General features: G+C 47.0%; 18 protein-coding genes. 17 read left to right on the top strand and 1 reads right to left on the bottom strand.

Annotation, left to right across the window (positions count from 1 at the left end; translation table 11 throughout):
* Positions 1–58 precede the first annotated feature (58 nt).
* The 17 genes from QN079_RS16240 to gor all read left to right on the top strand — a co-directional run bounded on the left by QN079_RS16240 (position 59) and on the right by gor (position 19338).
* Positions 59–1723 carry a patatin-like phospholipase family protein gene (locus tag QN079_RS16240; protein ID WP_289230158.1) on the top strand — a complete coding sequence of 555 codons (1665 nt, stop codon included), beginning with the start codon at positions 59–61 and terminating at the stop codon, positions 1721–1723.
* Positions 1716–1931 carry a YdbC family protein gene (locus QN079_RS16235; RefSeq protein ID WP_005230288.1) on the top strand — a complete coding sequence of 72 codons (216 nt, stop codon included), beginning with the start codon at positions 1716–1718 and terminating at the stop codon, positions 1929–1931. Before QN079_RS16240 ends, QN079_RS16235 begins: the two co-directional genes overlap by 8 nt.
* Positions 1932–1958: 27 nt before the next feature.
* Entirely contained in the window at positions 1959–2843 is an 885-nt protein-coding gene (locus tag QN079_RS16230; protein WP_159161238.1) for a YicC/YloC family endoribonuclease, read from the top strand.
* A 13-nt stretch (positions 2844–2856) separates the two neighbouring features.
* Positions 2857–3138 (top strand): hypothetical protein, encoded by a 282-nt coding sequence (locus tag QN079_RS16225; protein WP_005230307.1) that lies wholly within the window; start codon positions 2857–2859, stop codon positions 3136–3138.
* Positions 3139–3262: 124 nt separating this feature from the next.
* Positions 3263–3877, top strand: coding sequence for a guanylate kinase (gmk, locus tag QN079_RS16220; protein ID WP_005230308.1), 615 nt, complete (start codon positions 3263–3265; stop codon positions 3875–3877).
* Between the two features lie 5 nt (positions 3878–3882).
* Positions 3883–4188 carry a DNA-directed RNA polymerase subunit omega gene (gene rpoZ, locus QN079_RS16215; RefSeq protein WP_005232977.1) on the top strand — a complete coding sequence of 102 codons (306 nt, stop codon included), beginning with the start codon at positions 3883–3885 and terminating at the stop codon, positions 4186–4188.
* 128 nt (positions 4189–4316) lie between these two features.
* Positions 4317–6719, top strand: coding sequence for a primosomal protein N' (gene priA, locus QN079_RS16210; protein WP_087626668.1), 2403 nt, complete (start codon positions 4317–4319; stop codon positions 6717–6719).
* A gap of 10 nt (positions 6720–6729) precedes the next feature.
* Positions 6730–7221: a peptide deformylase gene (gene def, locus QN079_RS16205; RefSeq protein WP_005230314.1), complete on the top strand. Its 492-nt coding sequence runs from the start codon at positions 6730–6732 to the stop codon at positions 7219–7221.
* Positions 7214–8167: a methionyl-tRNA formyltransferase gene (gene fmt, locus QN079_RS16200; protein WP_010748863.1), complete on the top strand. Its 954-nt coding sequence runs from the start codon at positions 7214–7216 to the stop codon at positions 8165–8167. Before def ends, fmt begins: the two co-directional genes overlap by 8 nt.
* Entirely contained in the window at positions 8157–9515 is a 1359-nt protein-coding gene (rsmB, locus tag QN079_RS16195; RefSeq protein ID WP_289230157.1) for a 16S rRNA (cytosine(967)-C(5))-methyltransferase RsmB, read from the top strand. Before fmt ends, rsmB begins: the two co-directional genes overlap by 11 nt.
* 14 nt (positions 9516–9529) lie before the next feature.
* Positions 9530–10270 carry a Stp1/IreP family PP2C-type Ser/Thr phosphatase gene (locus QN079_RS16190; RefSeq protein ID WP_074536310.1) on the top strand — a complete coding sequence of 247 codons (741 nt, stop codon included), beginning with the start codon at positions 9530–9532 and terminating at the stop codon, positions 10268–10270.
* A complete protein-coding gene (gene pknB / locus QN079_RS16185; protein ID WP_289230156.1) occupies positions 10267–12270 on the top strand; it encodes a Stk1 family PASTA domain-containing Ser/Thr kinase in 2004 nt (667 codons plus the stop codon). The genes QN079_RS16190 and pknB overlap by 4 nt, the downstream gene beginning before the upstream one ends.
* Before the next feature lie 229 nt (positions 12271–12499).
* The gene (locus QN079_RS16180; RefSeq protein ID WP_289230155.1) at positions 12500–12967 is read left to right on the top strand and encodes a CtsR family transcriptional regulator; all 468 of its coding nucleotides are present in this window, start codon (positions 12500–12502) and stop codon (positions 12965–12967) included.
* 5 nt (positions 12968–12972) lie between these two features.
* Positions 12973–15453 (top strand): ATP-dependent Clp protease ATP-binding subunit, encoded by a 2481-nt coding sequence (locus QN079_RS16175; RefSeq protein ID WP_010748867.1) that lies wholly within the window; start codon positions 12973–12975, stop codon positions 15451–15453.
* Positions 15454–15722: 269 nt separating this feature from the next.
* A complete protein-coding gene (locus QN079_RS16170; protein ID WP_289230154.1) occupies positions 15723–16643 on the top strand; it encodes a peptidase U32 family protein in 921 nt (306 codons plus the stop codon).
* Between the two features lie 13 nt (positions 16644–16656).
* Positions 16657–17898: a peptidase U32 family protein gene (locus QN079_RS16165; RefSeq protein ID WP_008381725.1), complete on the top strand. Its 1242-nt coding sequence runs from the start codon at positions 16657–16659 to the stop codon at positions 17896–17898.
* Positions 17899–17991: 93 nt separating this feature from the next.
* Entirely contained in the window at positions 17992–19338 is a 1347-nt protein-coding gene (gene gor, locus QN079_RS16160; protein WP_289230153.1) for a glutathione-disulfide reductase, read from the top strand.
* Between the two features lie 118 nt (positions 19339–19456).
* On the opposite strand, the gene QN079_RS16155 is transcribed toward gor, so the two are convergent.
* Complete coding sequence (locus tag QN079_RS16155; RefSeq protein ID WP_289230152.1) at positions 19457–20812, bottom strand: aldehyde dehydrogenase family protein; 1356 nt, start codon at positions 20810–20812, stop codon at positions 19457–19459.
* Positions 20813–20840: the final 28 nt, after the last annotated feature.

Genomic DNA, 20840 nt, shown 5'->3' with positions numbered 1-20840 from the left:
GTGGTACGGCAGCTGGCGTGTCATTCGTCTATTCTTTTTTGCTTGAGGAGGCGTCTTGATGAAAGTGAAAAAACTGACTTCGATCGATTTTCTTGCACAAAGGGCAGGATTTCAAGAAAGCCGACTCGTCTTTTCCTTTTTTGAGTCGCATTCAAAAGCGCGACGAGCCTTTCTAGCCGATATAGCGCAGCAGGGCTGGCAGATCGAGAGCCGTTACGGACGTTTTTACCTTGCTGGGCAGTTTGATTTTGACCAAAAGACACTGACTATCACCAATCTGCTGGTGGAAGCAGCCGCCGATTTTACTTGGAAACAACTGCTAGCCGTGACAGAAAGCTTTGCCCGCAGTCGTTTTGTAGCAGCTGTCTCGTGGCAACTTCCTCATCGAACCCCCTTGGCTGAGTGGTTTATCCAGCAAGGGTATCAGGTGATCCCTCAAGGGTATCAAAGAGCGCTAGCTTATCAGACGGCGCTGGTTTTAGGCGGTGGCGGTGCTCACGGGGCGTATCAAATCGGTGTTTGGCAAGCGCTGCAAGAACGGGGCATCACCTTTGAATGGATCACGGGAACTTCCGTCGGTGCCTTGAATGGCGCCTTGATTTTAATGAACGATGTGGAAGCGGCCGTCGATTTATGGGCAAATATCTCTAACGAGCAAGTATTGCACTATCCGCTTGCTTCGGTACGTGCCCAAACACTGCGAGATTTGATGAATCAAGCCAATTCGCTGGTCCGCGAAGCGGTCAAAAGCAACGGTGCCAGTACCGAACCCTTGGCAAAGCTTTTGCAAAAGACCTTTGATCAAGAAAAATTCAGCCAAACTGCTTGTCGTTTGCTGATCTGTACGACTCGTCTGCCCGATTTCAAGGAGACGGTTTATGCCTTTGATCCATCCGCAGTAGAGGAAAATCTGCATTGGTTGTTGGCATCCGCTTCATTTTATCCAGCGATGCAGGCGCAAAAAATTAATGACGCTTATTACATCGATGGCGGCTATCGCAACAACCTGCCCATCGATGTCGCTGTCCAGCAAGGGGCAACGGAATGTATCACCGTGGATGTCCAAGGACCTGGCATCAATAAAAGGACGGTTGTGACGGAAGAAACTGCGCAGCTTTCGTTGGGGTCTCCTTGGTCCTTAGGCAGCTTTTTGGTTTTTGATGCCCAGCGTTCGCTGGATAATATGACCTTAGGCTATTTGGAAACCTTGAAAGTGTTCGGCAAATACCAAGGCCATTGGTATACCTTTGAAAAGACGGTTGATTTTCAGCCGTTATGGCGGGGCTTTTTGAAAGAGCTGCGCCAGACAGACCCGCTGCTTTATCAGGAACTAAAGAAAAAAGAATTTTGGAAAAAAATGCGTAAATTCTATCAACAGGATGTGCCATTTGAGCAGTGGGGGCGTATACTGATAGAGTGTACCGCGAAAGTATTGTATCTAGCGCCTACAGTGATTTATGAGCAGGAAACGATGCTAACGGCTTTAGCTGAAAAAATTGCGCTAAAGGCAGTGGAAGAAGCCGATGCCTGGTCGATCACCGAGTGGCTGAGCTATTATCGCGACCGTTTTTTTGTCTTGTCCGAGCAAAACCGCTTTTTCTTTTTTTATCGGACGCAGCAATTGAATCTGCCCGTCCTTCAGCAGATTCGTCGGCGTTACCCGCTGACTGCTTTAATGGCAGCGTATAGTCACTATCTTTTGAAAGGAGCAGAAAATGGATAAATTTTCGTATGAAATCGTTGAAGAGATCGCCGTGCTTTCGGAAAATCAAAGAGGCTGGCGCAAAGAATTGAATTTGGTGAGCTGGAATGGGCGTCCGCCAAAATTTGATCTGAGAGATTGGGGCCCAGAGCACGAGAAGATGGGCAAAGGCGTGACCTTATCCAATGAAGAATTCGCAGAACTTAAAAAAGCCCTGCTTTCCATGTAAGAAAGCAAAACGGTGAGGAGTGATCAAATGAAAAGTATGACTGGTTTTGGCAAAGGCAGTGCAGAAACGCCAGATGTGCAGATCGAAATTGAGATCAAAAGTGTCAATCAGCGCTTTTTGGACCTGCAGCTGCGAATGCCCAAACAATTGAATCCTCTTGAAGGTGCTTTACGGCAGTCGATCAAGCAGACCCTCCAGCGAGGACGAATCGAATTGTATGTGACGTTAAAAGAAAAAACCACAAATACGAAACAGATCGAGATCCAATGGGACTTGCTGGAACGTTTCATGCAGGAGATCGATACCGAAGCCAAAGACCGTTTTGACCTAGCAGAGCTGCCCAAAGCAGCATTGCTGGAACAATTCCTGCTCCATGAGGCCTTTCTAACGATCTCTGATCAAGAGCCAGAAGAAAGCACCTTGGCCGATGGCGTGATGGAAGCATTAGATCAAGCGCTGGCAGCGATCGATCAAAGCCGCTGGGTGGAAGGGCAAGGTATTTTGCAGATCTTGCAAGAAAACCAGCGACAGCTGCAGGAAAAGCTGACAGAACTCAAACAATTCGTGGGCCTCTATGAGGCGGACTACCAAGAGCGCTTTGAAAAGAAACTGACTGCTTATTTAGGGGAAGAAGTCGATCGCGATCGTTTACTGACAGAGTTGGCGATTTTATTAGAACGCGGCGATATCCACGAAGAACTGGATCGTTTAAGTATCCATTTAACGACGATGACGGAGCTGCTGGCAGCTGAGACACCGATAGGTCGAGAGCTGGATTTCTTGATCCAAGAGATGAACCGAGAAGTCAATACGATTGGCTCAAAATCAAGTCCGATCCAAATCAAAAACAGTGTCGTCCAAATGAAGACGATCATTGAAAAAATCAGAGAACAAGTTCAAAACATCGAGTAGGAGGAATGAACCAATGAAATATTACGATATCACCTTTCACGAACTAAGCGGAAAAAATGTCATCAAGCGCAGTATTCCTTCTGACAAAGAGAATTTCTCTGCGTGGGAAGATGCTTGCGTAGCCATCGAGCCAGATTTTCTCCATCTATTAGTTGATGGCGTAGCTGTTTCTTTAAATCGTCGGTACATCGTACGTATCGATTGCCAAGAAGTGACGGATCCTACTGAAAAAGCGATCACCGCTAAAGACGAATTGGCAGGGGTCATCAATACCTTAAGCAACATGGGCTTTTAAGAAAGCGGCCGAAGTGTAGACTAGCAATTTCATGAAATTCCCATTATAATAAAGTAGTTCTTGAAAGTTGCTGAAAAAAAGTGCAAAATAGACGTTAAGCAAATGTCAGTGAAAGGACGTCATTATGTCAGAGCGAGGATTACTTATAGTTTTATCAGGACCTTCCGGAGTAGGGAAAGGGACCGTGCGCAAAGCAATTTTTGAGAGTGACGACAACGATTTTCAATATTCCGTTTCAATGACCACTCGTCAAAAACGCGAGGGGGAAGTGGAAGGGGTCGATTACTATTTCCGCACGCGTGAAGAATTTGAAGCCTTGATCGAAGCCGGTGAAATGCTGGAATACGCCGAATATGTCGGCAATTATTATGGAACCCCATTATCTTATGTCCAACAGACACTGGATCAAGGAAAAGATGTGTTTTTAGAGATCGAAGTGCAAGGGGCAAAACAAGTAAAAGACAAAGTTCCCGATGGTGTGTTTATTTTTCTGACGCCACCTGATCTGGCAGAATTACGCTCTCGTATTACAGGAAGAGGAACCGACTCTGCCGAAGTGATCGATGAACGGATGCGTGTCGCCCGTGAAGAAATCGAAATGATGGCTTTGTATGATTATGCCGTTGTCAATGATGAAGTACCTAAGGCAGTCCAACGAATTCGCGAAATTATTTCGAGTGAACATTTTCGCGTTGACCGAGTGATCGGAACCTATATCAAAATGTTAGAGGAGCTGTAAGAAATATGATGTTAAAACCTTCAATCGATTCTTTGTTGGATCGTGTCAATTCAAAATATTCATTAGTGATCTTAGCAAGCAAACGGGCGCATGAACTTGATGCCGGTGCGCAAGCAACACTAGAAAACTTTGATTCAGTGAAAAGCGTGGGTCAAGCACTTGAAGAAATCGAAGCGGAATTAGTCGTTAATGATCCGCATCCAGAAATCAAGCGTGCCCGCTTGAAAATGGAACAAGAAGAGCGCAAAGCGCAAAAAGACCAAGAACAAAAAGAATTAGAAGCGCGTATCCGCGACGAACAAAAGCTATAGACAAAAGCAAGCTAGAGCACGCCTGTGTTCTGGCTTTTTCTTTTGAATGATGATGGTTAAATTTTTGTAAGGGGTACAGACAAACCCCCACCCATTTAGTAAAATAGAACCTAAAAGGAGGAGAAGAAATGGCGTACATAGCAGAAGTGATCGTGGATGTTCCCACGATGCAGACCGATCAGCCTTTTACCTATCTGATCCCATCAGAATTACAAGCCGCCATTGAGACAGGGATGCGGGTCGAAGTGCCATTTGGCAAGGGCGACCGCCATATCCAAGGGTTCGTCGTCGGCCTTTCAGAAGTTGCCGAACCGCAGCAGACCTTAAAACCAATCGTTCGTTTGTTGGATTTGTCGCCTGTCGTCAATGAAGAACTTCTCCAATTAGCCGACTACATGAAGGAAACGACCTTTGCCTTTAAGATCACTTGCTTGCAGACGATGCTGCCTAGTGTGATGAAAGCCGAGTACCAAAAGCAGATCGTTTTGCTGGAAGGAAATCATCCCATCAAAGAATATTTTCCCGAAAACGGCATCCTCAGCTGGCAAGACGCCGAAAGTGCAGGGCTGTTGCCGCAGTTGAAGCCTTTGCGGGAAGCCGCAGTAGTTGAATTGCAGTATCTCGTGAAAAATAAAAACAAAGCGAAAATGACCCGTTACATTGAACGCAAGATCGATCCAGCAGAAATCCCCGCCGTCCAGCAACAGCTGCGCAAAGGAGCCAAACGCAAGCTGGAAATCTTACAGATTTTGACAGAGGAAGCCCGCTTGCCGGTTTCCTTTTTTACCGAACAAGGGATTTCCACCGCGGCTTTGAACCAAGCGCAAGAAGCTGGTTGGCTGACCTTTACGGAAGTTGAAGCCTACCGTGATCCTTACAAAGACCGTCAATTTCAAAAAACGGTCCCGCTTGAATTAAATGAAGAACAGGCAGCTGCAGTAGCGCAAATCACTGCTTGTGCGGATAACCAAGAGGCACAGACTTTTTTACTGGAAGGGATCACCGGCAGTGGAAAAACAGAAGTCTACCTGCAAGCGATCGCCCAATTGCTGAAACAAGGCAAAACCGCGATCATGCTCGTGCCAGAGATCGCGTTGACTCCGCAAATGGTCGAACGCTTTAAAAGCCGTCTCGGCGACGCAGTGGCTGTTTTACACAGCGGCTTGTCCCAAGGTGAAAAATACGATGAATGGCGTAAGATCGAACGTGGGGAGGCGCAGGTGGTGGTTGGCGCCCGCTCGGCGATTTTTGCTCCGTTGAAAAACATCGGGGTCATCATCGTCGATGAGGAGCACGAAGCCTCCTACAAGCAAGATGAAGCCCCTCGTTACCATGCGAGAGATTTAGCGATTTGGCGCAGCCAGTACCATCACTGTCCAGTGGTGTTAGGCAGTGCGACGCCGTCATTGGAATCTCGTGCTCGGGCGCAAAAAGAAGTCTACCGCTTATTGAAATTGAATCAGCGGGCAAAAACCAGTGCGCAATTACCGCAGATCGAAGTCGTGGATATGCGTACCGAATTTGCCAACAAAAAGTATCAAACCTTTTCTCGTCCGTTACAGGAAAAAATCACAGACCGCTTGGCCCGCAAAGAACAGATCGTCTTGCTGCTGAATCGGCGCGGCTACTCTTCCTTCGTGATGTGCCGCGATTGTGGGTATGTTTTGCCTTGCCCAAATTGCGACATCTCCTTGACGCTGCATATGGATACCAAAACGATGCGCTGTCATTATTGCGGACATGAAGAACACATCCCCCATCGTTGCCCCAACTGCAATGCAGACAAGATTCGGTATTACGGAACGGGCACGCAAAAAGTGGAAGAAGAGTTGAAAGAACTGTTTCCTGAAGCGCGGGTCTTACGGATGGATGTCGATACCACCCGCAAAAAAGGCGCCCATGAAAAAATCTTGACCTTGTTTGGGGAGAAAAAAGCGGATATTTTGTTAGGGACTCAAATGATCGCCAAAGGCTTGGATTTCCCTGATATCACACTGGTAGGGGTCTTGAATGCCGATACCGCTTTGAATTTGCCAGATTTTCGTTCAAGTGAACGGACGTTCCAGCTGTTGACTCAGGTCAGTGGTCGAGCAGGTCGGGCGGAAAAAACCGGCGAAGTGGTGATCCAAACATTCAACCCTGAGCACTACGCCATCCAATTGGCGCAGTCGCAAGATTACGAAGATTTCTATCAAAAAGAGATGTGGATGCGGCACCAAAGCGGCTATCCACCGTATTATTTCACCGTCAAAATCACCTGCAGTCATCCCGAAGAGCAAGTCGCAGCTCAGAAGATGTTTGCGATCGCGCGGGATCTGCAGCAGGAGCTGTCACCGCAGAGTATTTTGTTGGGGCCGGCACCCAGTGCGATTTTGCGGGTGAAAAACCGTTATTACTACCAATTGATCATTAAATACAAAAATGAACCGCAGCTACCTGCTTTGTTGACCCGTCTGTTGGATCAAAGTCAAATCGATCAGCGCAAAGGATTGTACGTGTCGATTGACCAAGAGCCGTTGAATTTTATTTAGAGGAGAAAATATGCGTTATCCTATTATTATCACCCCCGATGAACGTCTTCGTCGGCAAGCAAAACCCGTCAAAGTAATTACCGATGAGCTCGTTCAGCTACTAGACGACCTTTATGAAACGATGGTCGCTCACGACGGGATCGGTATTGCCGCACCACAAGTCGGCAAAAACCTGCAAGTGGCGATCGTGGAAGTCGAAGAAGACGACCGCTTTGAAATGATCAACCCTGAGATCATCGCTTCTTCTGGTGAATCCCTTGATGTGGAAGGCTGCTTGAGTATTCCCCACACCTTTGGGACCGTCAAACGAGCAGACGAGATCACTGTCCGCTATTTCGACCGAGAAGGAGAGGAAATGGAAGTGGAAGCATTCGGCTACTTGGCGCGTGCGATGCAGCATGAGATCGATCATTTAAATGGCGTGCTGTTTGTCGACAAGCTCGTCGAACGCATTCCTGAAGAAGACTTAGAAAAGTATATGGAGGAACATGAAAATGACTAAAATCGTCTTTATGGGTACCCCGGCGTTTTCCGTCCCAATTTTAGAAGGCTTGCTTGAAGCTGGCTATGAAGTGGCAGCAGTCGTGACCCAGCCGGATCGTCCCGTCGGTCGCAAAAAAACCATCACTCCGACCCCCGTTAAAGAAGCGGCGATGAAGCATGGCTTGTTGGTTTTACAACCAGAAAAAATCAGTGGGTCACCAGAAATGGAGCAGATTCAAGCTTTAGCACCTGACCTGCTGATCACGGCAGCTTTCGGCCAATTTTTACCTAGTGCGTTACTAGAAGTACCAAAGCATGGCGCTATCAACGTTCATGCGTCCCTACTGCCGAAATACCGTGGCGGAGCACCTGTGCATTATGCCATTATGGAAGGGGAGCAAGAAACGGGTGTAACCATCATGGAAATGATCAAAAAAATGGATGCTGGCGGTATTTTTGCTCAAGCTCGTTTGCCGATCACGGCCCAAGATGATGTGGGGACGATGTTTGATAAGTTGAGCCTATTAGGCAAAGACTTGCTGCTGGAAACTGTGCCGAAAATCTTGTCGGGAGAGCTGCAGCCTGTCCCGCAAGAAGAAGCAAAAGTCACCTTTTCACCAAATATCAGCCGTGAACAAGAAGCCATCGACTGGCAGAAAACGGCGGTGCAAATCGATGCCCAAGTCCGAGGCATGCGACCATGGCCGATCGCCTTTACGACACAAAATGGCAACCGCTGGAAACTTTGGCAAGTAACACCGCTGGAGCAAACGACGACAGCCCAGCCAGGAACGATCATTGAACGGACGAAAAAGACGTTGCTGATCGCTTGTGGGGAAGGCACGGTATTGGCTATCGATGAATTGCAGCCAGCTGGAAAAGGCAGACAAGACATTGCTGCATTCTTAAACGGCAGTGGACAACAGATTCAAAAAGGGGATCAGGTAGGTACCTATGAAGCGTAATCTTGGAGACATACAATATACAGTGCGTTTTGTGGCACTAGAAGCGTTGTTGCGAATCGAAAAAGGCGGCGCTTATTCCAATCTACTGCTGCGGGAATTGATGAATCAAGCGCGTTTAAATGACAAAGACGGTCGCTTATTGACTGAATTGGTGTACGGCACCATCAGTCGTCAGCTTTTATTGGATTATTATTTGGATCGGTTTATTAAAAATGCCCGCAAAGTTGACCCGTGGGTCAAAACGCTGCTGCGGCTTTCCTTGTATCAGATGCTGTATCTCGATAAAGTACCCGCCCATGCCATCATTCATGAAGCCGTGGATATTGCGAAAGCCAAAGGCAATCCGGGAACTGGAAAATTCGTCAATGGCGTCCTGCGCACGATCCAACGACAAGGAGTGCCAGACTTGGCATTGATCAAAGACCCAATGGAACGTTTAGCAACGGAAATCAGTTTGCCCCTGTGGCTAACGAAGAAACTAGTCAAACAAATTGGGATCGAAGAAACCAGTGAGCTGGGCTATGCCCTATTTGAACCCAATCATGCCAGTGGTCGTATCGATCTGCAGCGCATCTCGCAAGCAGCAGCGATCGAACGGCTGCAAGAAGAAGGCATCGACGCACGACCAAGTGAGCTTTCCCCCTATGGGGTTGTGGCTGACAAAGGCTTTATGGCGGGCTCGTCCCTTTACAAAGAAGGTTTACTGACGATCCAAGATGAAAGTTCGATGCTGGTTGCCCCCGTTTTACAAGTAGCCCGAGACCATCAAGTACTGGATGCCTGCGCAGCACCAGGAGGCAAAACGACCCATATCGCTGCCTTCTTGTCTGCCGCAGAGGGCGGCAAAGTGACAGCACTGGATATCCATGCCCATAAGGTTAAGCTGATTCAGCAAAATGCCCAACGTTTAGGCGTCGAAGCAGTTGTGGAGACCCGCGTGATGGATGCGCGGGAGACGGCTCAAACCTTTGCACCCGAACAATTTGATCGCATCTTAGTGGATGCCCCTTGTTCTGGATTAGGGTTGATGCGCCGTAAGCCGGACATCAAATACAGCAAGACGGAAGCCGATTTCCAACGCTTGCCGCAGATTCAGCGAGAGATTTTGGAAAGTGCCGCCCCAACCTTGAAAAAATCGGGTATAATGGTCTACAGCACATGCACGATTCTAGAGGAAGAAAATCAACAAGTCGTGGCAGCGTTTCTCGCTGACCATCCTGAATTTGAGCAAATGCCTCTTGCGGTAGGACCGCTGGCAGCCGAAGCGGTTCAAGAGGATATGTTGACGATCTATCCGCAAGATTTTATGACAGATGGCTTTTTTATCAGTTGTCTACGCAAAAAGTAACGAGGTGAAAGAAATTGGAGATTCGTTTTCAAACAGATGTCGGCAAACGTCGCAACACAAACCAAGATTTTGCAGCAACCTATGTAAATAAAGCCAATGTGACATTGGCCTTGCTTGCCGATGGCATGGGGGGCCACCGGGCCGGAGATGTCGCTAGCCGTCAAGCAGTCAGTGAGATCGGCACCGCTTGGGAACAGACAGAGCTGACAGACAGTGAAAAAACTGCCCAATGGCTGATCCAAAAAATCCAAGCGGAAAGCCAAGTGATTTTCCAAAAAGGACAAGAACAAGAAGAACTTAGCGGCATGGGCACCACGATCATTGCTGTGGCCTTATTAGGCGACCAGTTTACGATCGCCAATGTCGGGGACAGCCGTGCCTATCTTTTACGCAATCAAGTGCTGACTCAAATCACAGAGGACCATTCACTGGTCAATGAATTGGTGAAGTCGGGACAAATCACGGCAGAAATGGCCTTGAATCATCCTCGCAAAAACGTTTTGACCCGCTCGATCGGTATGCCAAGCGAAGTCGAAGTCGATGTGGCGATCCACTTTATTGCAGACGGGGATTATTTGCTGCTGTGTTCAGATGGATTGACCAACATGGTCTCAGATGAAGAGATCACAGCAACGATCCAAGAAAACCCTGTGCTGGAAGAAGCAGTGCAATCATTGATCGATCAAGCCAACGAACGCGGTGGTGTCGACAATATCACGGTATTATTGATTAAAGTTGGAGGAGAGCGCCCATGATCGAAATTGGGAAGAAGATAAACGGCCGATACAAAATCATCGGCAATATCGGCAGCGGCGGAATGGCAAATGTGTTTTTGGCGCATGACTTGATCTTAGACCGTGAAGTGGCAATCAAAGTGCTTCGTTTTGACTTCCAAAACGACCAAAGTGCGATTCGGCGCTTTCAACGAGAAGCCTTGGCGGCGACTGAGCTGGTTCATCCAAACATCGTAACCGTTTATGATGTCGGCGAAGAAGACGGCATGCAGTTTTTGGTGATGGAATATGTCAAAGGGATGGATCTCAAGCGCTATATCCAAACGCACTATCCCGTACCTTATTTGCAGATCGTTGATATCATCCAACAAATTTTATCAGCGGTGGCATTGGCCCATCAGCACCGCATCATTCACCGGGACCTAAAGCCCCAGAATGTGCTGATCAATGAAGACGGCGTGGTGAAAATCACCGATTTTGGGATCGCGATCGCCTTATCAGAAACATCGATCACCCAAACCAACTCGATGCTAGGCTCGGTGCATTATCTTTCACCAGAACAAGCACGAGGCAGTATGGCGACCAATCAATCAGATATTTATGCGATTGGGATTATCCTCTATGAAATTTTAACGGGCAAAGTACCCTTTGATGGCGAATCAGCCGTAACGATCGCCTTGAAACATTTCCAAGATGAGATCCCTTCGATTCGGATCTATGACAAAAATGTTCCGCAATCGCTGGAAAACGTCGTATTGAAGGCGACCGCCAAAGAACCGGCGGATCGGTACAAAACTGCCGATGAAATGCGAGCGGACCTTGATACCGTGTTGTCTCCTGACCGACTCAATGAACCGAGATGGGAACCTCATGCCCTGATGGATGAAACGAGAGTGCTGACTCCTGTGGAAGCAGCCCAAGTCGAAACGCCGCCAGTAGAAGAACCCGTAGAAGATAAGGTTGCGGATCAAGCTGAAGAACCAGCGCAGCCGAAAAAGAAAAAACGCAAACGGTGGCTGCTGCTGCCCATCATTATGGTGATCGCACTGCTAGGCATAGGCAGTTACTTCCTATTCGGCGGTGGTCGGGGAGATGTGGCAATTCCTGAAGTCAGTGGCCAGACAGAAGCAGCTGCCCGTGCCGAGCTGGAAGCTGCTGGTTTGCAAGTGGCAGACGAGGTAGAAGAAATTGAAGACGATGAAGTCGAAGCAGGCAATGTCGTCAAGACCGATCCGCCAGAAGGCAATGAAGTCAAAAAGAATTCCGTCGTGACTCTTTATATCAGCAGCGGAACCAAGAAAATCACTCTTGATGACTATGAAGGTCGCTCCTTTGATGATGTCAAAAAAGAGTTGATCGATTTGGGCTTTGATGAAGACAGAATCAAAGAAGAGCTAGAGTCGTCAGATGATGTCGATGAAGGGGATATTATCAGTCAATCACCAGCAGCAGGGCGGGAAGTTTCCCCAGCAGAAGACGAAATCACCTTTAAGGTCAGCTCCGGACCAGATAGCTTCGCAATGGACAACTATTATGGCATGACAGAGGCAGATGCACGAGCAGCATTAACTTCTCGCGGTGTCGACCGATCACAGATCGAAGTAAACTATCAATCCAGCAGTCAACCATCAGGCACGATCATCGCTCAAGCACCAGCAACAGGTGAAACAGTGGTGACTTCACAAACGACCATCACTTTGACGGTCAGCAGTGGGCAGGAAATGGTCAATGTACCGAGAATCGTTGGCAAAAGCCAAGCCGATGCAGAAGCAGACTTGAATGAAGCAGGATTAGACTCAACTTTTGAGGAAGAGGACGGCTATAATGATTCGGTGCCAGCTGGACATGTTGTCCGTGTCTCTCCAGGTGCTGGAACCTCCGTCGAAGTTGGCTCTACTGTAACGGTCACAATCTCTAGAGGACCTGAACCAGATGATTCGTCCTCATCGACGCCAAGCAGTAGTTCAGATGACTCCTCTGATTCAACGGCTACGAGCGAAAGCAGTTCCGAAAGTGATTAGAAACTAGCTAAAACCCAATATTTTAACCAAGCAGCCTTCGGGGACCAAAGAATTTTCTTTTTGTTCCCCGATGAGTTGCTTGTTTCTTTTTGTAGCTAAAAAAGCTGAAGTGAGGGATAAGTGTCTTTAAAATTTCCTTTAGACCTTCCTTTTGTGCAAGCGTACATCTTTCCAAGGATTCAAAAATTGGGTATAATGAAGGTCAGAATTAGTCAAGGGAGGGAATGAATTGAGTCATCACAACACTTCCGATTTGATTGAAGCATATTTGAAGAAAATTCTTGAAGACAGTGAAACCATTGAGATTCGTCGCGCAGAAATGGCAAATTTGTTCAACTGCGTGCCCTCACAAATAAATTACGTGATCAATACCCGCTTTACCGTTCAAAGAGGCTATGCGGTTGAAAGTAAACGCGGCGGGGGCGGCTATATTCGGATCGAGAAAGTCAAAATTACTGACAGCCACCACTATTTAAAAGAAATGAATCAACTATTCGATGAAACCATCTCGGAAAAAGATGCGTATGCAATAATCCAGAAACTTTATGAGGAAGGAATCCTGTCCAAGCGAGAAGGCAATTTATTGTTGACCGTCATCGCGAAATCAGTTCTAGGACGTTCTCCTTATGAAAATAGAACACGAGCTGATTTGCTCCATGCAATTCTAGAACGATTAAGTTACGAAGACAGGAAGTGAAAGAGATGGATGAATTATTCACCCAACGCGCGAAAGCCGTTTTGGCTATCGCCCAAGAAGAAGCAAAATACTTTAAGCACCAAGCGGTAGGTTCTGAACATATTCTATTGGCACTGGTCATTGAACAAAACGGGATCGCTGGCAAAACGTTACGGGAAATGAATATCACAGAAAACGATATTCGTGAAGAAATCGAACATTTAACAGGGTACGGCACCGTTCGTCAATACCCAGAAAACGCCTATCTCGCGTATTCACCACGAGCAAAACATACATTTGCTTATGCAGGGGATGAAGCCAAGCGTTTAGGGGCACCACAGATCGGTACCGAACATCTATTATTAGGCTTATTAAGAGACGAAGACATTTTGGCTTCACGAATCATGCTGAATCTCGGCTTGAGTCTCGCGAAAATGCGTCAGCTTTTGAAGAAAAAAATGGGCTTCAATGAAAGCAAAACCAACGGAAGTGCTGGTCGTCGTCGTCCAGCCCAAGCCAAAGCGCAGCAAGGAACACCGACCTTGGATTCCTTAGCCCGTGATTTGACCAAATTAGCCCGTGAAAAACGGCTAGATCCTGTTGTCGGTCGTGCCAAAGAAGTCAAACGGCTGATCCAGATCCTTAGCCGTCGGACCAAAAACAACCCTGTTCTCGTTGGGGAACCTGGTGTTGGGAAAACCGCGATCGCCGAAGGCTTAGCCCAAAAAATCATCAATGGGGAAGTCCCAGAAGACATGCAAAACAAACGTTTGATGATGCTGGACATGGGGGCTTTAGTTGCTGGAACGAAATACCGTGGAGAATTTGAGGACCGAATGAAAAAAATCATCGATGAGATCTATCAAGACGGTCAAATCATCTTATTCATTGATGAATTGCATACACTGATTGGGGCCGGCGGAGCCGAAGGGGCGATTGATGCCTCGAATATTCTGAAACCAGCCTTAGCCCGTGGAGAATTGCAAACCATCGGTGCCACGACATTAGATGAGTATCAAAAATACATTGAAAAAGATTCTGCGTTAGAACGCCGTTTTGCCCGAGTGCAAGTCGACGAACCAACACCAGAAGAAGCGGAAGAAATTTTGCGGGGCTTGCGTCCTCGTTATGAAGAACATCATGGGGTGGAAATTTCTGATGATGCGTTACACGCCGCTGTGCAATTGTCCGTACGTTACATCAATTCGCGCCAATTACCAGATAAAGCCATCGATTTGATGGATGAATCAGCAGCCAAAGTGCGTCTAGACAAAACCGATGAAAGTTCGGAATTGGCAGATCTACAAAACGAGATCGCTAACTTGATCGAAGAAAAAGAAGCAGCCATTCGCCAGCAAGATTTTGAAGCAGCAGCTCGTCTGCGAATCAAGGAAAAGAAATTGACCCAACAATTGACGGAAGTGGCGTTTATGGAAGTCAAAGAAGCGTCAGGCTATGCAGATAGTGTTACTGCAGAAGATGTTGCTACGGTCGTTTCCCAATGGACTGGTGTACCTTTGCAACAGATGGAGAAAAAAGAAAGCGAACGCTTGTTGGATCTTGAAAAGATCTTGCATCAACGGGTAGTTGGCCAAGAAGAAGCGGTCAAAGCAGTCGCTCGTTCGATCCGCCGCGCCCGCAGTGGGTTGAAAGACCCCAACCGCCCAATTGGTTCCTTCATGTTCTTAGGCCCGACCGGTGTCGGGAAAACCGAGCTTGCTAAAGCCTTAGCAGAAGCGATGTTTGGCAGTGAAGATGCCTTGGTTCGTGTCGATATGTCCGAATTTATGGAAAAATACAGCACGAGCCGTTTGATCGGTTCACCGCCAGGCTATGTCGGCTATGACGAAGGTGGGCAATTGACGGAAAAAATCCGTTCAAAACCTTACTCCGTCATCTTATTGGACGAGGTGGAAAAAGCCCATCCCGATGTCTTCAATATCCTCTTGCAAGTGCTGGATGATGGACATTTGACGGATGCCAAAGGTCGGAAGGTCGATTTCCGCAACACGATTTTGATCATGACTTCTAATATCGGTGCCCAACAAATCCGCGAAGAAAAAAGCGTTGGATTCAATGTCACTGATTTAACGAAAGATCACCAAGCGATGCAAAAACGGATCTTAGAAGAGCTGAAAAAAGCCTTCCGTCCAGAGTTCTTGAACCGTGTGGATGAAACAGTGGTCTTCCAATCCTTAGGTGAAGGGGAGATCCACGAAATCGTGAAGATTATGAGCAAAGCGATCATCAAACGGTTAAGCAACCAAGACATCCAATTGAAGATCACACCATCTGCCATCGATGTGATCGGTAAAGCTGGTTTTGATCCAGAATATGGGGCACGGCCGATTCGTCGAGCATTGCAAAAAGAAGTCGAAGACCGTTTAAGTGAAGCACTCCTATCAGGACAAATTCATTTAGGTGACAAAGTGACGATTGGTGCTTCCAAAGGATCGATCACCCTCAATGTCAAAGAGGGACAAGCACGTGTCTTGCAACAAGTTTAAGTCGAGCCAATAACGGCAGCGGCGTTTCTATGGTCGAGCAATCGGCATCCATAGAAACGTCGCTTTTTTGTCTTGCTATGTCTAGTAGTGATCAAGTGATCTCTGTTAATTATGATTGATGATTCACAAAAAAATATCCTTATAAATAGCTTTATGACAACGGTTGATTAACGGAAAAAGTGATATTCGTGAAAAAAAGAGTAACGATACCTCTTGGAAAGAATCCTGCTGTGTGATACTATGAATGAGTTGAAAAAAGGAGGAGTATTATGGTTGAGATTATCGCCACGGTGGAATCGATCGAGCAAGCACAGCAGCTCATCCCTTATGTTGATACATTGTTTTTTGGAGAAGAGACATTCGGGCTGCGCCTACCGGCCTCTTTTTCTCGTGAAGAGCAAATCAGACTGATCGACATGGCCCACGAAGCTGGAAAGAAAGTGACGATCGCAGTCAATGGCATCATGCATCCAGAAAAAATGAAGCTGATTCCAGAATACCTAGCATTTCTGAAGACCAATCAAGCCGATCAAATCGCTCTCGGAGATCCTGGGATCATTTATCGCATGAAGCAAAATCCAGAATGTGCCTTGCCATTTATCTATGCAGGGGAAACCTTAGTAACGAGCGCTCGTCAAATCAATTTTTGGGGACAAAAAGGAGCAAAGGCAGCCGTTTTAGCGCGAGAAGTTCCTTTCAAAGAAATGAAAATCATGGCACCACAACTAAATATTCCTGTGGAAGTATTGGTTTATGGTGCGACCTGCATTCACCAATCGAAGCGTCCGCTTTTACAAAATTATTATAACTATACCCAACAATCGGAAGAAAAGAACCACGACCGTGGGTTGTTTTTATCTGAACCGAAAAAAGAAGAAACCCACTATTCCATTTATGAAGATAGCCACGGCACGCACATTTTTGCCAATAACGACATCAATCTGCTGCTGCAACTGGCGGAATTAGCCGCAACAGGCTTTCAAACTTGGAAGCTGGACGGAATCTATACACGAGGGGCTGCCTTTGTGGCAATTGCTAAGCTGTTTGCCCAAGCCAAGACCCTTGTAGAAAGTGGGAAGTGGCAAGCAGAGCAAGCAGCTGTGCTCAGTGAACAAGTTGCCCAACTTCATCCAGCAGAACGTGGGTTAGACACTGGATTTTATGCCATCGATCCTGACGATATCAAGTAAGGAGCAAGAACAAATGACCGTTAAACAAGCATTGAAACGACCAGAAGTGTTAGCACCAGCTGGTACGTTAGAAAAATTGAAAACAGCGATCCACTATGGCGCTGACGCTGTCTATATCGGCGGCAATGCCTATGGTCTACGGAGTCGCGCGGGAAACTTTACCTATGAAGAAATGGCGGAAGGGGTGGCTTTTGCCAAAGCCCACAACGCAAAAGTCTATGTAGCAGCCAACATGGTGACCCACGAGGGCAATCAAGAAGGTGCAGGGGAATTCTTTCGGGAATTGCGAGATGTCGGTATTTCGGCAGTGATCGTTTCTGATCCCGCTTTGATCCAGATCTGCGCAACAGAAGCGCCAGGTCTACCGATCCATTTGTCCACCCAAGCCAGTGCCACGAACTATGAAACTTTGGAATTTTGGCGGGAAGAAGGCCTAGAACGGGTCGTTCTCGCCCGAGAAGTGTCCATGGAGGAAGTCGCTGAGATCCGCAAAAATACTAGCGTGGAGATCGAAGCCTTTATTCATGGCGCCATGTGTATTTCTTATTCTGGCCGTTGTACTTTGTCCAATCATATGTCGATGCGAGACGCCAATCGCGGCGGCTGTTCGCAATCTTGCCGCTGGAAATATGATCTGTTTGACATGCCCTTTGCAACGGAACGAAACAGTTTGACTAAAAACGGGACAGTGGAAGAAGAGTTTTCCATGAGTGCTGTGGATATGTCGATGATCGAACATATCCCTGATTTGATTGAAAACGGCGTGGATAGTTTCAAAATCGAAGGCCGCATGAAATCGATCCACTATGTTTCAACCGTGGCGAACGTTTATAAAGCAGCCGTGGATAGTTACATGGCCGATCCAGAGAACTATGTCTGCAAACAAGAATGGATCGATGAACTGTGGAAAGTTGCGCAGCGAGAGCTTGCCTCAGGCTTTTACTACGATACCCCAAGTGAAAATGAGCAGTTGTTTGGTCCGCGTCGGAAAATTCCGCAATACAAATTTATTGGGGAAGTCATGGCGTATGATCCGGCAACGAAAACAGCTACGATTCGGCAACGGAACCACTTTTCCGTTGGCGATGAAATCGAATTTTACGGTCCCGGATTCCATCACTTTCACCAAACCGTCGAAGTCATGTATAATGAAGACGGTGAATCCATCGATCGTGCACCAAATCCTATGATGCTGTTGACGATGCCGGTCAAAGAACCGGTGGAAGTCGGAGACATGATTCGGAAGAAAAAATAAGGTCGAGAGTTTCTCTCGGCTTTTTTTGTTGAATCAATCCAGCCAAAAAGGATCGATGAGAACATAGACAATTTTAAGGAGGAAACAACAAATATGGAAACATACGACTACATAGTAATTGGTGGCGGCAGTGGCGGAATCGCCTCAGCCAATCGGGCAGGGATGCACGGCGCCAAAGTATTATTGATCGAAGGCAATGAATTAGGCGGCACCTGTGTCAATGTCGGTTGTGTACCGAAAAAAGTCATGTGGCAAGCTAGTGAGATGTTAGAAATGATCAAGCGGGACGCAACTAGCTACGGCATTTATCCACATGTGGATAAATTTAATTTTACTGAGCTTGTGGATAACCGTGAAAAATACATTGATTTTTTACACACAGCCTATCAAAAAGGCTTAGACAGTAACAATGTAGAAGTTATCCACGGTTATGCACAGTTTGTGGATAACCACACGGTTACCGTCAATGGGGAAAACTACCATGCAGCAAACATTTTGATTGCCACCGGTGGAAAACCTAGCGCGATGAATATTCCCGGCGGTGAGTACGCCATTGACTCGAATGGTTTTTTTGCGTTGCGAGAAGCACCAAAGCGTATGGTCGTCTTAGGGGCAGGCTACATCGCAGCCGAAATCAGCGGTGTCAGCCAACAGCTGGGCAGCCAAGTGGCTTGGGCGTACCGCAAAGAGCGGCCATTACGAACCTTTGACAGGATGCTTGCGGATAATCTCGTGGAGATGTACCAAGAATCAGGAATCGAAACTTATGCAGGCTACGTGGCCTCTCGTATCATTAAAGAAGGTGACGAGTATATCGTTCACTTTGAAAATGGCGAAACCTTGACCGGCGATTGCGTCCTTTTTGCTGGTGGTCGTGTGCCGAATACGGACAAGTTAGGTCTGGAAAACACCGATGTCCAATTGGATGAAAAAGGGTTTATTATTGTGGACAAACATCAAAATACCACAGCTGACTCGATTTTTGCGGTGGGCGATGTCATCGGAAAATTGGATTTAACCCCGGTTGCGATCGCCGCCGGTCGTCGCTTGTCTGAACGCTTGTTCAACGGTCAAAGCGATGCGTACTTGGATTATCACTTAGTACCGACGGTCATCTTTACTCATCCACCGATTGCCACGATTGGTTTATCCGAAGAAGCAGCCTTGGCAAAATACGGCCAAGAGCAGATAAAGGTGTATCGCTCGCGCTTTACACCGATGTACTTTGCTTTAAATGAGTATCGCCAAAAATGTGAGATGAAATTGGTGTGCTTAGGAAAAGAAGAAAAAATCATCGGTCTGCACGGCATCGGGATCGGTGTCGATGAAATGCTGCAAGGCTTCGCTGTAGCCATCAAAATGGGTGCTACAAAAGCAGACTTTGATCAAACCGTTGCCATTCATCCGACGGGGTCAGAAGAATTTGTGACGATGCGTTAACTAGTAAATAGAAGAAAAAACGAGCAGGGAAAAACGAATGGATCGTTCTTCCCTGCTCGTTTTTATGAAAGGAAGGGGCTGTATTGTTCAGCCGCTTATCTTGAAGCACCTAGGTTCTTTATTTTTCGACATCGTAAGCGATGTAGTGCGTGTTTAAAAGCTGTGCGACATGGATATTTTCTGAAGTACTGCCGCCTCCATGGGACCCGCAACCTAGAGTCAAGGAAGGATTTAAGTTCGTGGTGCCTCCAATGGCTCCTAAAGCTGCTTGGGTATTGACTAAGATTCGGGTAGAAGGGATCGCCAGCCCAAATTCACGAACAAAGGTATCGTCTTTGGTATGAACGACAGCGGTGTGTCCAGCACCTTGGATCTTTAGCAACTCTTGGCAAAAACGAATGCCTTCCTCGGCATCAGCCACGGTATAAAACGCGAGGATCGGCGAAAGTTTCTCCCGCGCATAGGGATTGTCTTTAGCGATGACCGTCTGTTCCGAAACGAGGATTTTCGTATCACTTGGGACTGATAGACCGCTCATTTCGGCAATTTTAACTGCTGGCTGACCGATGATCCGGGGATTCAGACCGCCCTCAGCCGTGGTGATAAAATCAGCCAGCCTTTCAGACTCTTCTTGATTCAAAAAGTAGCCGTGATTTGCTTTCAATTCAGAGATCACTGTATCTTTGATCGATTGCTCAACGACTAATGCCTGTTCAGAGGCGCAGATCGTCCCATAATCGAAGGTTTTGCTACGGATGATCTGATCAACGGCTTTCGCGATGTCTGCAGATTTTTCTAGCAGTGCAGGGGTATTACCAGGGCCGACACCGATTGCTGGATTGCCCGAAGAATATGCGATTCGAACCATCGCTTTACCACCAGTAGCCAAGATTAGATCGGTATCGGGATGTGCCATCAATTTTTGGGTATCCTCAATTGTCGGTTCTTCTAGTAATTGAACCAAATCGATCGGCAATCCGCATGCTTGCAGCACCTCTTTAAAGAGGGACACGGTCTCCTTGATTGCCTGCAGCGCTCGGGGGTGAGGGGACAAGATGATTGCATTTTTCGTTTTCAATGCCAAAAGTACTTTGAAAATCGTGGTGGATGTAGGATTGGTGGAGGGGATCAAAGCAACTAAGACCCCCAATGGCGCAACGATTTTTAGCATCTTTTTCTCAGGAATTTCTTCTACGATTCCAACCGTCGGCATATCTTTGATACTGTTATATAATATTTCACTGGCAAATAAATTTTTGATGTTTTTATCTTCTGCGTTTCCAAAGCCGGTTTCTTTCTGTGCCAATTTTGCTAAGTGCATCGAGTGGCTGGTCAGTTTCTCTGCAGCTTTTCCCACCACGTAATCAACTGTTTCTTGCGAGGCAGTACGATAAAGTTCTTGGGCGTCTGACGCTTGTTTCATTAAGGAATCAACCAGTGTTAAAGGACTGTGCATCTTTGTCTTTGTCATCATATCAATCATCCTCCTTGTTTTTTATACT

The sequence above is a fragment of the Enterococcus sp. FZMF genome, assembly GCF_030263915.1.
GTDB lineage: Bacteria > Bacillota > Bacilli > Lactobacillales > Enterococcaceae > Enterococcus_D > Enterococcus_D casseliflavus.
The sequence above is the reverse complement of the archived record's forward strand: the minus strand, read 5'-3'. Positions and strand labels throughout refer to the sequence as shown.